Genomic DNA, 14,043 nt, shown 5'->3' on the forward strand with positions numbered 1-14,043 from the left:
CACTGCGGTATCGACCCGTCGCCCGCGCACTGAAGTGCGACACTCATCACATTCGCGTTTCGTTTAGCGATGTGAAGAAACTATTTCATAGGACAAATGTGTCCATATGGAACGAATGCGGACCCTCGACAGCTGGATTAAATGTAACTATTGTTGTTACATGAAATCCGCGAATCCCCTCTCCGATGCCCTGCACGTGATGGCGCACCTGGTCGGCCAGTCCGCCCCGCGTACCTCCGAGCAGCTGGCGTCGTGCCTGCCGACCCACCCGGTGGTGATCCGCCGCCTGCTGGCGCAGCTGCACAAGGCCGGCCTGGTGCACAGTGCCCGCGGCCATGGGGGCGGCAGCCAGCTGGCCCGCGACGCCGCAGCCATCACCCTGCATGACATCTACCTGGCGGTGGGCGCACCGCCGCTGGTGCAGGTCGGTAGCCGTGATCCAGGCGGCGGCTGCCCGATCCAGCAGCTGGTCAACAGTGCCTTGCTGGAGGGCGCACGGGAGGCGCAGCGGCTGCTCGAACAGCGCCTGCAGGCGACCACGCTGGACCAGCTCGGCGCCGATTTCGCCCGCCATCTCGCCCATCACCGTTCCCTGGAGGGTCACCATGAATCCTGATGTGCTCATCGTCGGCGGCAGCTATGCCGGCATCGCCGCCGGCCTGATCCTGGCCCGTGCCCGTCGCCCGGTCACCGTCATCGACGCCGGTTCGCCGCGCAACCGTTTCGCCAGCCATTCGCACGGTGTGCTGGGGCTGGATGGCATCAGCGGCGCCGAGCTGCTGAAGACTGCGCGCCAGCAACTGCTGGATTACCCCAGCGTGCGCTGGCTGCAGGCCGAGGCGGTGCAGGCCACCGCCAGCGCAGCGGGCGTGGAAGTGCGCACCGCCGATGGCCAGGTGCTGGCCGCGCGCAAGCTGCTGCTGGCCAGCGGCATCGCCGACCAGCTGCCGGAGCTCCCCGGACTGGCCGAGCGCTGGGGCAGCACCGTGCTGCACTGCCCTTACTGCCACGGTTATGAAGTCGGCGGTGGCGCAATCGGGCTGCTCGGTGGCCATCCGATGTCCGCCGGCAAAGCACCGCTGTTCGCCGACTGGGGCAATGTCACCTTCTTCAGCCAGGGCCTGCCGATCACCGAGGAGGAGCGGGCGGCCATGCAGCAGCGCGGCGTGCAGATCGAGACCTCGCCGGTGCTGGGGGTGCAGGGCGACCAGCCGACCTGGCTGGAAGTGGAGCTGGCCGATGGCCGCCGCATCGCCCAGCGTGCGCTGTTCGTACCGGCCACCCAGGCGATGGCCACACCGCTGGTGCAGCAGCTCGGCTGCACGCTGGCGGAGAGCCCGCTGGGCGTGCTGATCGAGGTCGACATGATGAAGCAGACCTCGGTGCCGAACGTGTATGCCGCAGGCGATGCGACCACGGTCGGCAACATCACCCTGGCCACTGCCGAGGGCGTTCGCGCGGGAATCGGGATGCACCATGCGCTGGTGGCCGAGGACAGCGTGCCGCGCTGAACGTCTCGGGGTCAGATCCCTTTCGCAGAAAGGGCTCTGACCCCGGCATGCCGTGCTGCTCTGGTAGGTGCCGGCCTTGGCCGGCACCCCTCCCTCATCCCTTCACGCACAGCACTTGCCGCAGCGTGTGCACCACGTCGACCAGATCGAGCTGTGCGGCCATCACATCGTCGATCGACTTGTACGCCGCCGGCGACTCGTCCAGCACACCGCTGTCCTTGCGGCATTCCACGTGCGCGGTCGCTTCGCGATGCTGGGCCAGCGTGATCTGCTGGCGCGCAGTGCCGCGGCTCATCACCCGGCCGGCGCCGTGGCTGCAGCTGTGGAAGCTGTCCGCGTTGCCCTTGCCACGCACGATGTAGCTGCGCGTGCCCATGCTGCCGGGAATGATGCCAAGTTCGCCCTCGCGCGCACTCACCGCGCCCTTGCGGGTCACCAGCAGTTCCTGGCCGTGGTGCGTCTCCTTCTGTACGTAGTTGTGGTGGCAGTTCACCGCCATCGCCGCCAGCTGGAACTTCGGCAACCGGTGGCGCATCTCGGCCAGCACCCGCGACATCATCGCCTCGCGGTTCTGCCGGGCGTAGTCCTGCGCCCACGACACCGCTTCGACGTAGTCATCGAACAGCGGCTCGCCTTCCATGAAGAACGCCAGGTCCTTGTCCGGCAGGTGGAAGCCGAGCACGCGCCGCGCCAGTTCCTCGCGCGCCTTCTCGATGAAGTACGTGCCGATCAGGTTGCCGGTACCGCGCGATCCGCTGTGCAGCATCACCCACACCGTATCCGTCTCGTCCAGGCACAGTTCGATGAAGTGGTTGCCGCCGCCCAGCGTACCCAGCTGGCGGTCCAGCTTGTCGGTGCGGATCCTGCGGTGCTTGTCCTTGATCCTCTCCAGGCCGGCGGCCAGCCCGGACTGTACCAGCCGGGTGTGGATGCTGTCGGGCATGCGGTGGTGCTCGCCGCCGCGACCGTTGCCGACCGGGATGCTGCGCTCGATGCTGCTGCGCAGCTGCCGCAGGTCATCGGGCAGGTCATTGGCGCGCAGCGTGGTACGCACCGCCGCCATGCCGCAGCCGATGTCGACGCCGACCGCCGCCGGGATGATCGCACCGCGGGTCGGGATCACCGAGCCCACGGTCGCGCCCTTGCCCAGATGCACGTCCGGCATCACGGCCACCCACGGCCCGACGAACGGGATCGCGGCGATGTTGCGCAGCTGCTCATGCGCCTGCGCTTCCAGCGGTACGCCGTTGACCCAGCCCTTGATCGGCGTGGTGCCCTCGGCGTGCAGCCATTGATAGTTGTATTGAGTGTCCATGTCTTCGTGTTTGTCCTTGATGGGCCGGCGGCGCGTCCCTGCGCCACCGCTACCCCCTACCTGATCGTCACCAGCTGCTTCAGCACGCCATCCAGGCCGCCGAACACGGTGAGCTTGTCGATCTTCTCGGTGACCTTCTCCAGCGCCTCCAGCTCCTTCAAGCGCATCAGCACCGGGTTGTCCTCGATCAGCTTTGCGGTGTTGAGCTGCGAACGCGTGGCATTGGCCTCCTCGCGGCGACGGATCACGCTGGCCTGTGCCTGCTTCTCGGCCAGCACCACACCGTTGAGGATCTCCTTCATCTCGCCCGGCAGGATCACGTCCTTGATGCCCACGCCGAGCAACCGCAAGCCGTGGCCCTCGATCGCCGCCTGCACATGGGCGGCGATCTCGCCGTCCAGTGCCGCCTTGTCACCCAGCAGCTCGTCCAGGCTGCGCGCGGCAATCGCCTGGCGCAGGCCGAACTGCAGCTGCCGGTAGACGAACTCGTCGGCATTGCTGAGCGTGCGGTGTGCACGCACCGGGTCGACCACCTGCACGGTCGCGGCCAGGTTCACCCGCAGGGTCACCTTGTCGCGGCTGAGCAGTTCCTGGCCGGACACATCCAGCGAACGCGCACGCAGCTCCACGCGCTCCACCGACACGTTGCCGTTGAAGTTCCAGAACGCGTGCAGGCCGGCGTCCAGCGTCTGCCGCAGCGTGCCATCGATGAACAGCAGGCCGACCGACTCGCTCGGCACGGTGCTGATCACCGCCACACGCGGCAACACGCCCAGCTGGCCCAGGCGCTGCTGCACGTCCGCCGGAATACGCGGCTCGTCACCCAGCGCCATTACCTGCACCTGGGTATCGACCGAACCGCGCCAGTACAGACGGCGGCTGCCCGGCGGCAGCACTTCATCGATGCGGCCGTTGCGCAGCAACAGGCCGACCTCGGTGGCACCGACGTTGGCCAGCACGAAGTGCGTGTCCAGCGTCGCGCCCAGTGCCTCGATCAGGCTGTCCTGGTCGCTGCCGGTGTAGGCCGCGCCCTTCGATGCAGTGTGGATGTCCACGTGCGGGCGGCCGCCGAACGGCGACAGGCGGTGCACGCCCGGCAGCAGGATCTGCTGGAAACGACGGTTGCGATACACCAGGCCGCGCTCGCCGTCGCCGATCACGACCTTGATGGTCCAGAACATGGGAGTCTCTCCTTGTTGGCTCTGGTGGTTCGACCCGATGGCATGAATCGCCGTGACCCGGGTCGATCAGGTCGTGGCGAGGCTGCCTGCACACCACGTGCAGCCAGCGGAAGAGGGCGGCCACCGGCGGACGGTCCGCGCGCGGAGCCTTCGGTGCACCGGCACTGCTGCCGTCGTCGTTCCCGGCAGGGAGCACCGGTGCGGAACGTGGCTGGCAGTGGCGGCGGGCCGGGGCCCGGCGTGCGGTCCGTTGCCTTCCACGTTCCTGCCCGAAGGCGTTGTCCGTGGACGGCGACGATGGCCGCTGGGGCTTGCGCCCCGGGTGCTGCTTCAAGTCATGACGTGACAGGTCATGTGGTTTGGAGTGGGAATCGAACCCACGACAGACGGAATCAGGATCCGTTGCTCTACCCGACTGAGCTATCCAGTGGTGAACCGCGCGGAATCGAACCGCGTACCGGCGAACCGGCGCCTGCCTCCAGCAGGCGATCCAGGCGATGGCATGTCCGCGACCTCCGGCATACTCCACGGCAACGCCGCGCGCACCAGCCCGTGGATGAAACGGGACCGTTGGAGAATCGAGGGTGCAGGCCACCGACATTATCGCGAGCGATAATGTTTGGGTGCGATGCAGATAATGTCCAGGCGTCGCCACTCGCGCGAAGTAAATCCTTCGGCGGGGCGGGAAAAACCTGGGTCAGTGAGCGGCGGGCTGCCGCGCGGGGTGCAGTTCTGGCATCGCGGGTCCTTGTGCCGACGCAAACGAAAACGCCCCCGGGACTTGCGTTCCGAGGGCGTCGTCAGGCCTCGGAGATCGGGGTGGCCGATCTCCGCAGGGCGGGTATCAGGCCGTTGTCAGCTGGACTTCCTTGCCGAACGCGCGCGCCAGCACGTCCATGCGCAGGCATGGCAGCAGTTTGGCGATGGCGACGGAATGCGCGTTCAAGGGAAGTTTCCAGTGGTTGTTGAAACGAGATGCGCACGATAAACCACGATTTACTCGCGTGCAACCATTTTGTTCAATTATTTTCTTCGGCATTGTGCGATGCCGACCAGCGGCCGGCACTACAACTCAGCCTTCTTTGCTGGCGGCATCCAGCTGCGCGACATCCTGCACGCTCAGCGACAGGTTGGCCGCCGCCAGCAGATCGTGCAGCTGCTCGACGCTGGTGGCGCTGACGATCGGCGCGGTGATCGACGGCCGTGCGATCTGCCATCCGAGTGCGATCTGTGCGGCACTGGCATTGTGCTTGCTGGCCACGTCGTCCAGCGCCTGCAGGATGCGCAGGCCACGCGGATTCAGATAGCGCTTCACCACCGTTTCGCCACGTGCCGGGCTCTTGGCCGCATCGGCCGGCGTGCGGTACTTGCCGCTGAGGAAGCCGCTGGCCAGCGCGTAGTAGCCGATCACGCCGATCTGTTCGCGCTCCACCAGTGGTTCCAGCTCCTTCTCGTAGCCGGCACGGTCGTACAGGTTGTACTCCGGCTGCAGGGTTTCGTAACGCGGCAGCTTGTAGTCGGTGGACACCTTCAGCGCGTCGGCCAGGCGCGTGGCGCTGTAGTTGGAGGCACCGATCGCGCGCACCTTGCCGGCTTCGATCAGGCGGCCGAACGCGGCCAGGGTCGCTTCCAGTGGCGTCGACTCGTCATCCTCGTGGGCCTGGTACAGATCGATCACGTCGGTCTGCAGGCGGCGCAGTGAATCCTCGACCGCGGCATTGATGTTGTCCGGGGTCAGGCCGGGGCGTTCGGCCCACTTGGCCACCTTGGTCGCCAGCACCACCTTGTCGCGCTTGCCGCTGCGGGCAAACCACTTGCCGATCAGCGTTTCCGATTCGCCGCCGGCATTGCCCGGCACCCAAGCCGAGTACACATCGGCGGTGTCGACCAGGTTGAAGCCGGCGTCGACGAAGGCATCGAGCAGGGCGAAGCTGGCCTTCTCATCGGCGCTCCAGCCGAACACGTTGCCACCGAAGGCGAGCGGACGTACATGCAGGCCGGAACGGCCCAGTTCGCGGGTTGCCGTCATGGGCACGGACTCCTTGGGGGAAGTGCTCCAGAATAGAACGCGTTGTGTGACCGCGCTGCGGCGGCGACCACAAAACAGTGTTCCGCGATGCGCACGCAGCTAACGTTTTGTGAACACCTGGGACGCCGCGGCTGCTAGTCTCGCCGCATCTTCCGCTGGAGTCGCTCCGATGATGCCTGCTTCGTCCCTGCGTGGTTGCCGCCTGCTGCTTGCTTCGGCCCTGCTTGCCGCTGTTCCCGCGTTCGCCGTACCGGCCACGGTCGCACCGGCGAAGATCCAGGTCTCACCGGCCATCGACGCGGCGGTGAAGGCGCCCACCCGCGATGCCAACAACGTCAAGCGCGATGGCTTCCGTCATCCTGCGCAGACGTTGTCGTTCTTCAAGGTGGCACCGGAGAAGACCGTCATCGAGATCACCCCTGGCAACGGCTGGTACTCGGAAATCCTGGCGCCGCTGCTGCACGACAAGGGCCACTACGTTGCCGCCGTGGTCGATCCGATGGCCGTTGCCGAAGGCCGCGGCCGTGACTACCAGCAGCGCAGTCGCGACAGCCTGGAAAAGAAGTACGCCGCTGCGCCGGCACAGTTCGGCAAGACCGCCGTGGTGGCCTACGATCCGGCCAAGCCGGTGTTCGGCCCGGCCAGTTCAGCCGATGTGGTGCTGACCTTCCGCAACGTGCACAACTGGCGCAAGGCCGGCCAGGCGCAGGGCATGTTCCAGGGCTTCTTCAACGTGCTCAAGCCGGGCGGCGTGCTGGGCGTGGTCGAGCATCGCGCCAAGGCCGACGTGGCCGACGACGATGACACCGGCTATGTCGGCCAGCAGCAGGTGATCGCGATGGCCGAGGCCGCCGGCTTCAAGCTGGACGCACGCAGCGAGGTCAACGCCAACCCGCGTGACACCAAGGACCACCCGAACGGCGTGTGGACGCTGCCGCCGACCAACCAGCACGACAAGGCCGACGATGCGAAGTACCAGGCGATCGGCGAAAGCGACCGCATGACGCTGCGCTTCATCAAGCCGTAGCGGGTGGCGCTGGGCTGCGCCCGGTGAGCGCGCAGCGCGGTGTTGGATGGAATGGGTCGCCGCCGGGCAATGCCCGGCGCTGCCGTCAATGGAGTGTGCTGTTGAAGAAAGTGCTGTACTTCGCCTTCGCATTGATGGCGTTGCCGCGGTTGTACGACTTCGTGTTCCATGCGGGTCACGTGCATGACCTCGTGGCGGCGGCAGGTTTTGCGGTGCTGCTCGTTGGTTGCCTGCTGGACGAACGCGCGCGCAGGACCTGCCCACCGGTAGCGCGGCTGCGCTACCGCGCCAACGCTGCCGCCACGTGCGGCGCCGTAGTGGTGCTCGTTGCGCTGTTGATGGAAAGGAAGGTCTTCGGCTGAGCAGCCGGTGATCGCGGCGGCGATGCGGGAATGGGACAATGCCCCACCCGCCGCCCGCCGTGCCCGCAATGCTGATCGCCTTCAACAAGCCCTTCAACGTGCTCTGCCAGTTCACCGACCGCAGCGTGCCGCCGCGGCCGACCCTGGCCGGGTTCGGCCTGCCGCCGCGCGTGTATGCCGCCGGCCGGCTGGACCATGACAGCGAGGGCCTGCTGCTGCTGACCGACAACGGCACGCTGGCGCACAAGCTGACCGACCCGAAGCACAAGGCCGACAAGACCTACTGGGTGCAGGTGGAAGGCACGCCCAGCGACGAGCAGCTGCAACGGCTGCGCGACGGCGTAGAGCTGAACGACGGGCCGACCCTGCCGGCGAAGATCGAGCGCCTCGATCCGGCGCCGTCGCTGTGGACGCGTGATCCGCCGGTGCGCTTCCGCAAGACCGTACCCGACAGCTGGTTGGCGGTCACGATCCGCGAGGGCCGCAACCGCCAGGTGCGTCGGATGACCGCGGCGGTGAACCTGCCGACGCTGCGTCTGGTGCGGGTGGCGATGGGGCCGTACCGGCTGGAGGGCCTACAGCCCGGGCAGTGGCGGCAGATCGGTTGAAATGAAAAGGCCGGAGCCCTTCCTGGGGAAGGACCCCGGCCCTGGCAGCGGTCTACGGTCTCAGGCGTCGCTGCCGATATCGCTGTGCTCGTCCACGACAGTGTCGTTGCGGCGGTCACGCGCGTTGATGCGCTGCGCCTGCCCATTCACTACGTGGCCATTGGCCGCCTTCTTCTTCTGCTGCTTGCGGTACAGCGCATAGCCGAGCAGGCCCACGCCGACCGCAGCTGCAGCCACGGCCACCGCCGGATTGCGGCGCACGAACTTGGTCGCCACCTTGCCGCCGGTCTTCACTGCGCCGATGGCGGCGCCGGTCTTGATCCAGTCCGCATTGCGCAGGCTGCCACCGGCGCTCTTCAGGCCATCGCCGGCGGTGTGGGCCAGCTCCAGGGCGCGCTCCAGAGCGCGGTCGGTGATTACGGTCAGCTTGCTCATGCGGGGGGTCCTTTGCCTCGGGTCGAAGTCCAGTGTCGCGTGTTGCCCGTAAACGGTATGTCAGTCGAGGCAGCACGTGGCGTGACTTCAGCGCAGCCATTCAGGATCAGGCAGGGTGGGGTCGGATCCCTTTCCCTTGGGAAAGGGCTCTGACCCCAACCGCCGCGCCCGGGGTCAGGGCCCTTTGCGTTGCAAAGGGATCCGACCCCGCTTTCAGGTGCCGCGCGGCTTGGCCCGGTGCGTGGCCATCGCCGTCCACGGGTCATCCGGCCACGGATGGCGCGGGTAGCGGCCCTTCATTTCCTTTTTCACCTCGGCGTAGGTGCTTTCCCAGAAATTGCGCAGATCCTGGGTGACCTGCAGCGGGCGGCCACCGGGGGAGAGCAGGTGCAGGGTCAGTGGCACGCGGCCGTCGGCGATGCGCGGCGTGTCGGCCAGGCCGAACAGTTCCTGCAGTTTCACCGCCAGCACCGGCGGCAACGGATCGCCGCTCTCGCTGTCCAGCGCATAGGTGATCGGCCGCTCCAGCCCGGAGGGCACGGTAATGCGGGTCGGCGCATGACGTTCGACCAGCTGCCGCTGCAACCACTCCAGCGGCGACTTCAACGCTTCGCCGAAGCTGGATTCATCCAGCGCATCCAGTCGCGCCTTGCCGGCGAACGCGGGTTGCAGCCATTGCGCGCGCGTGGCCAGCAGGGCGTCGTCGCTGCAATCGGGCAGGCCGAGCTCGGGCATCCAGCGCCGCAGCGATTCCACCCGTGCCTGCCACTGGCGCAGGCCTTCGGTCCACGGCAGCGCCTGCAGGCCGAGCTCGGCCACCGCGTCGGTCAGGGCCTGCGCGGCGTGCTGCGGATCGACGCGCCCGGCCGAGCGGCTGTCCAGCACGATGCGGTCGAAACGGGTCTCGCGCAGTGCCACCAGGGCGCGACGCTCGCTGTCCCAGCGCACCACATCTTCGGTGACGAAGCGCTCCGGCCACGCCTTGCGCAGTTGACCTTCATCCACCGGCGCGGCACGCAGCAGCAGCGCATCGCGCGCCTCGAATCGCAGTTCGCTGGCTACCAGCCACGGTTCGCCACGCAGGTCGCTCAGTTCGTGCAGGCGTGCGCTACGACCATTGGCCAACAGGTAGCGCAGCGGATCGCTGGGATGCTGGACACCGATCCGGTCGGGGAACGCATGTGCGAGCAGGTCCCCCAGTTCGTGGGCCTCGATGCTGGTGGGCGGCGTGGCGTCACAGCGCAGGCGTCGTCGCCATTGTTTGGCGGCCGCATCGATGGCGGCCAGCCCGCTGCGGTTGGCGTCGCCCGGTGCGCGGCCGTTGCGGGACGCCGCCAGTGCACGCCAACGCGCGGCCAGTGCATCACCGCCCTGGCGCAGCGGGTCGCGCGCGTCCAGCAAGGCGGCCAGATCGGCGGCCAGTGCCTGCGTGCGGGCATCGGGCGCGGCCAGCAGCATCGCTGCCATCCGTGGGTGCGTGCCCAGCGCCAGTACACGGCGGCCGAGCGCGGTGATCGCGCCGCTGCTGGACAGCGCGCCGAGCCGCTGCAGCAGTTCGCGCGCGGCACCCATCGGGCCGGCCGGGGGCGGATCGAGGAAGCGCAGGTCGCTGCTGCCCCAGGCCGCCAGTTCCAGCGCCAGCCCGGCCAGTTCCACCTGGTCGATCTCGGCGCGGCGTTGCGGCTCCAGCCGCTGCGACTGCGGCCACAGCCGCCACGCCACGCCCTCGGCAACGCGGCCGGCACGGCCCGCGCGCTGGTCGGCCGACGCCTGGGCGATGGCCACCACGTCCAGCCGGGTGAAGCCACTGTTGGGGTCGTAGCGCGGTTCACGTGCCTGGCCGCTGTCGATCACCACGCGCACGCCGGGCAGGGTCACCGAGGACTCGGCGACGTTGGTGGCCAGCACCACGCGCCGGCGGCCATCAGTGGCCGCCTGCAGTACGCGCGCCTGCTGTTCCACCGGCAGCTCGCCGTGCAGGGCCAGCACTTCAACGCCCGTGTCCAGCGATTCCTGCAGGCCCGCCTGCACCCGCGCGATCTCGCGCTGGCCGGGCAGGAACACCAGCAGGTCACCGGGATGTTCAGCCAGAGCCTGCTGCACCGCGCGGCGTACCTGCAGTTCCAGCGCCTCATCGCGGCGCGCCGGGAAATGGCTGACCGCCACCGGGTAGCTGCGACCTTCGCTGCTCAGGCGCGGCGCATCGAGGAAACGTGCCAGGCGCTCACCATCCAGCGTCGCCGACATCACCACCAGGCGCAGGTCATCGCGCAGCTGTGCCTGCACGTCCAGCGCCAGCGCCAGGCCGAGGTCGCCACTGAGGTGGCGTTCGTGGAACTCATCGAACAGGATGCCGCCGACCTCTTCCAGCATCGGGTCGTCCTGCAGCATGCGGGTCAGGATGCCTTCGGTCACCACCTCGATGCGGGTGCGCGCCGAGACCTTGTTCTCGAAGCGGATGCGGTAGCCGACCGTGCCGCCCACCTCTTCGCCCAGTTGCCGCGCCATGAACTGCGCGGCGCTGCGTGCAGCGACCCGGCGCGGCTCCAGCAGGATGATCTTCCGCCCCTGCAGCCACGGTGCATCGAGCAGCGCCAGCGGCACCTGGGTGGTCTTGCCGGCGCCGGGCGGCGCCTCCAGCACCAGCCGCGGGTGTGTGGCCAGGTGCTGCTGGATCTGTGGCAGCAGCGGAGAGATAGGGAAGAGCGGGGCGTTCATGTGCAAAGGATAAGGGGCCACGGCGGGCGCAGGTACAATGCGCGGGCACTTTTCCCCCGCGATGACCATGCACCTGATCGATATCGGCGCCAACCTGACCCACGACTCCTTCGACCGCGACCGCGATGCCGTGCTGGAGCGCGCGCGCCAGGCCGGCGTGGTGCAGATGGTCATCACCGGTGCCAGCCGCGAGCACTCACCGCTGGCCGTGCAGCTGGCCCAGCAGCACCCCGGCTTCCTGTATGCGACCGCCGGCGTGCACCCGCACCACGCGGTGGAGTACACCGAGGAATGCGATGCCGAGATGCGCGCGCTGCATGCCCACCCGGAAGTGGTGGCGGTGGGCGAATGCGGGCTGGACTACTTCCGTGACTTCTCGCCGCGCCCGGCCCAGCACCGTGCCTTCGAGCGCCAGCTGCAGCTGGCCGCAGACAACGGCAAGCCGCTGTTCCTGCACCAGCGCGACGCGCATGCCGATTTCATGGCGCAGATGAAGAACGTCGAGGGTCGCATCGGGCCGGCGGTGGTGCATTGCTTCACCGGCGAACGCGACGAGCTGTTCGATTACCTGGACCAGGACTGGTACATCGGCATCACCGGCTGGCTGTGCGACGAACGCCGTGGCGCGCACCTGCGCGAGCTGGTGAAGAACATTCCGGCCAACCGCCTGATGATCGAGACCGACGCGCCGTACCTGCTGCCGCGCACGCTGAAGCCGATGCCGAAGGACCGCCGCAACGAGCCGATGTTCCTGTCGCACATCGTGGAAGAACTGGCGCGCGACCGCGGCGAGGACGTGGCGGTGACCGCCGTGAATGCAACTGCGGCGACGCGTGCGTTCTTCCGCCTGCCCGATGCGGGTTGATCGGCTCGCGCCGACCAGCGGCCGGCACTACCGCGGCAGCTGTGAAAGCCCGAAGCCGGGAGCGAGCGCCGCAGCCAGATCTTCCAGTCCTTCCCGGTACGTCGGGAACCTTGGCTCCCACGCCAGCGCTTCACGCGTGCCGCGACTGTCGATGCGCTTGTTGCTCTCGTAGAAGCGCCGTAGAGTCGGGCTCAGTGCGGGGTCGTCCCATGCCACGGCAGGTGGCATCGCAAACCCGCCCAGCTGCGCGGCGAAGGCCAGTACCTCCTGCGGCGGTGCCGGCTCGTCATCGGACGGCAGGTACAGTCCATCCATGCACGGCCGCTGCATCGACGCGATAACGACCCTTGCCAGGTCATCCACGTGCAGTCGGTTGAATGCCAGCCCAGGACGCACTACGTGGCGGGCACGTCCCTGAGCCAGCTGCAGCAGCGCATTGCGCCCGGGCCCGTACAGGCCGGGCAGGCGGAACAGCGCCGATGCGATACCGCGTTCTTCAGCAAGCGCACGCCATTGCGCTTCGGCCCGCAGGCGCTGCACGCCGGCTGTTTCAGTGGCATCGGCTGCGCTGCGCTCGTCGACCCGGCCGCCGGCGCGGTCGGCGTACACCGAGGTCGATGACAGGTAGCCGACCCAGCGCAAGGCCGGGCTGGCTTGCAGCGCGGGCAACAGCCGGCGCATTGCGGGGTCGCCATCGGCGTCGGGCGGCACGCTGCACAGCACGGCCTCGGCCCGCGCGATCTCATCGAGCAGGGCAGGCGATGGCGTGGCGTCGGCACGCAGCGGATGGCGCCGCAGGCCATCCTGTGGTGCCGACTCTGGATCGCGTACAGTGCCGGCGACGCATGCGCCCAATGCCTGCAGATGCTGGGCCAGCACGCGTCCGCTCCAGCCCATGCCAAGGATCAGCACCCGCGCCGGCAGCGTGCTGGCCTGCAACGTCTGGCTCACGCGCTGCGCAGTGCCTGGTAGGCCTGCAGGCTGCTGTAGGCGACCTGCAGCAGCAGGGCTTCCTGGTCGGCCTTGCGCGCGCGCGCCAGCATGTCGCCGACGATCTGTTCGGCCTCCACCTGCTGGCCGGCTTCCAGGTCACGCAGCATCGATGCCTTCAACGCCGAGCCCGCCTGGGTCAGGGTGGCGCGCGCGGCGTCCTGCGCGGCATCGGGAATCGGCTCACCGGCAGCTTCGGCCACGGCCAGGCATTCGTCGTACAGGCCGCGCACGATCGCCTCGCCATCATCGGTGGCGACGATGGTGCCGATATCCGCACGCAGCAGGCAGGTGGCGGCGGCCAGCGCGGTCAGGAAGGTGTACTTGATCCATTGCTCCTGGCCGATGCGCTGGCTGGCCAGGTGATCAAGCTGGGCCTGCGCGCAGACCGCAGCGAAGCCGCGCACGCGCGCGGACAGCGCGCCACCGTCGCGCTCGCCGAAGGTGAGCTTGGCCGGCTTGCCGAGGTGCAGCACGGCGCCGTCGGGGGCCTTGGTGGCGCTGATGAAGCACAGGCCGCCAAGCACGGCGTCGCGGCCGAAGCGCGCGTCCAGGGCGTTGTAGTGATGCAGGCCATTGAGGATGGGCAGTACGGTGGTGCCTGCGCCAACGGCCGGGGCAATGGCGTCGATCGAACTGGACAGGTCGTAGGCCTTGCAGCTGAGGATGACCAGGTCGAACGGCTTCTGTGCGGCGAGCGCAGGCAGCGCGTCGGCGGTGACATGCTGTACCGGGAGGCTGGCATCGCCGAGCGGGCTGCGGATGACCAGGCCGTCGCGATCCAGCTGGGCGGCGCGTGCGGGGCGCACAAGGAAGGTCACGTCCACGCCGGCCTGGGCCAGGCGGCCGCCGAAGTAACCGCCGGTACCGCCGGCGCCGAGGATCAGGATGCGCATTGCACGTTCACCGTTTTCTGGGGAATCAGGATTTCGATTGTGCCGGAGATTGCGGCCAACGGCGGAGCCCCTCGTGGTGGTTCGCGGAGTTGGTTTCACGACCCCT

13 protein-coding genes and 1 tRNA gene are annotated in these 14,043 nt (G+C 68.2%); 6 read left to right on the forward strand and 8 right to left on the reverse strand.

The annotated features are described in order from the left end of the window. Positions 1-160: 160 nt before the first annotated feature. Both V3B30_RS07880 and V3B30_RS07885 read left to right on the forward strand, forming a co-directional pair. Positions 161-616, forward strand: coding sequence for an Rrf2 family transcriptional regulator (locus tag V3B30_RS07880; RefSeq protein WP_100474626.1), 456 nt, complete (start codon positions 161-163; stop codon positions 614-616). Continuing rightward, positions 606-1,511, forward strand: coding sequence for an NAD(P)/FAD-dependent oxidoreductase (locus V3B30_RS07885; protein ID WP_262084236.1), 906 nt, complete (start codon positions 606-608; stop codon positions 1,509-1,511). Before V3B30_RS07880 ends, V3B30_RS07885 begins: the two co-directional genes overlap by 11 nt. A gap of 94 nt (positions 1,512-1,605) precedes the next feature. On the opposite strand, the gene V3B30_RS07890 is transcribed toward V3B30_RS07885, so the two are convergent. The 4 genes from V3B30_RS07890 to V3B30_RS07905 all read right to left on the reverse strand — a co-directional run bounded on the left by V3B30_RS07890 (position 1,606) and on the right by V3B30_RS07905 (position 6,036). Further along, positions 1,606-2,826, reverse strand: coding sequence for an RtcB family protein (locus tag V3B30_RS07890; protein WP_262084237.1), 1,221 nt, complete (start codon positions 2,824-2,826; stop codon positions 1,606-1,608). 56 nt (positions 2,827-2,882) lie between these two features. Beyond that, positions 2,883-4,007, reverse strand: coding sequence for a slipin family protein (locus tag V3B30_RS07895; RefSeq protein WP_262084238.1), 1,125 nt, complete (start codon positions 4,005-4,007; stop codon positions 2,883-2,885). A 355-nt stretch (positions 4,008-4,362) separates the two neighbouring features. Beyond that, positions 4,363-4,435: transfer RNA gene (locus V3B30_RS07900), tRNA-Gln, on the reverse strand. 644 nt (positions 4,436-5,079) lie between these two features. Further along, positions 5,080-6,036 (reverse strand): aldo/keto reductase, encoded by a 957-nt coding sequence (locus V3B30_RS07905; RefSeq protein WP_262084239.1) that lies wholly within the window; start codon positions 6,034-6,036, stop codon positions 5,080-5,082. Positions 6,037-6,205: 169 nt separating this feature from the next. Between V3B30_RS07905 and V3B30_RS07910 the strand changes: the two genes are divergently transcribed. From V3B30_RS07910 to V3B30_RS07920, 3 genes are all read left to right on the forward strand, one after another. After that, complete coding sequence (locus V3B30_RS07910; RefSeq protein WP_100474611.1) at positions 6,206-7,063, forward strand: class I SAM-dependent methyltransferase; 858 nt, start codon at positions 6,206-6,208, stop codon at positions 7,061-7,063. A gap of 101 nt (positions 7,064-7,164) precedes the next feature. Continuing rightward, the gene (locus V3B30_RS07915; protein ID WP_315973639.1) at positions 7,165-7,425 is read left to right on the forward strand and encodes a hypothetical protein; all 261 of its coding nucleotides are present in this window, start codon (positions 7,165-7,167) and stop codon (positions 7,423-7,425) included. 68 nt (positions 7,426-7,493) lie between these two features. Next, on the forward strand, positions 7,494-8,033 hold the full coding sequence (locus V3B30_RS07920) for a pseudouridine synthase (RefSeq protein WP_262084337.1): 540 nt from the start codon (positions 7,494-7,496) through the stop codon (positions 8,031-8,033). A gap of 60 nt (positions 8,034-8,093) precedes the next feature. Here V3B30_RS07920 and V3B30_RS07925 read toward each other — a convergent pair whose 3' ends face one another. Together V3B30_RS07925 and hrpB are read right to left on the reverse strand one after the other, a co-directional pair. Then, positions 8,094-8,468, reverse strand: coding sequence for a hypothetical protein (locus tag V3B30_RS07925; RefSeq protein WP_057497856.1), 375 nt, complete (start codon positions 8,466-8,468; stop codon positions 8,094-8,096). 213 nt (positions 8,469-8,681) lie between these two features. Next, positions 8,682-11,186 carry an ATP-dependent helicase HrpB gene (gene hrpB, locus V3B30_RS07930; RefSeq protein WP_262084240.1) on the reverse strand — a complete coding sequence of 835 codons (2,505 nt, stop codon included), beginning with the start codon at positions 11,184-11,186 and terminating at the stop codon, positions 8,682-8,684. A 67-nt stretch (positions 11,187-11,253) separates the two neighbouring features. Between hrpB and V3B30_RS07935 the strand changes: the two genes are divergently transcribed. Further along, positions 11,254-12,051 (forward strand): TatD family hydrolase, encoded by a 798-nt coding sequence (locus V3B30_RS07935; protein WP_262084241.1) that lies wholly within the window; start codon positions 11,254-11,256, stop codon positions 12,049-12,051. Positions 12,052-12,078: 27 nt separating this feature from the next. On the opposite strand, the gene V3B30_RS07940 is transcribed toward V3B30_RS07935, so the two are convergent. Together V3B30_RS07940 and panE are read right to left on the reverse strand one after the other, a co-directional pair. After that, entirely contained in the window at positions 12,079-13,002 is a 924-nt protein-coding gene (locus V3B30_RS07940; protein WP_262084242.1) for an epimerase, read from the reverse strand. Next, positions 12,999-13,937: a 2-dehydropantoate 2-reductase gene (gene panE, locus V3B30_RS07945; RefSeq protein ID WP_262084243.1), complete on the reverse strand. Its 939-nt coding sequence runs from the start codon at positions 13,935-13,937 to the stop codon at positions 12,999-13,001. Before panE ends, V3B30_RS07940 begins: the two co-directional genes overlap by 4 nt. Positions 13,938-14,043 lie beyond the last annotated feature (106 nt).

The organism is Stenotrophomonas sp. SMYL41, from assembly GCF_036319965.1.
GTDB lineage: Bacteria > Pseudomonadota > Gammaproteobacteria > Xanthomonadales > Xanthomonadaceae > Stenotrophomonas > Stenotrophomonas maltophilia_R.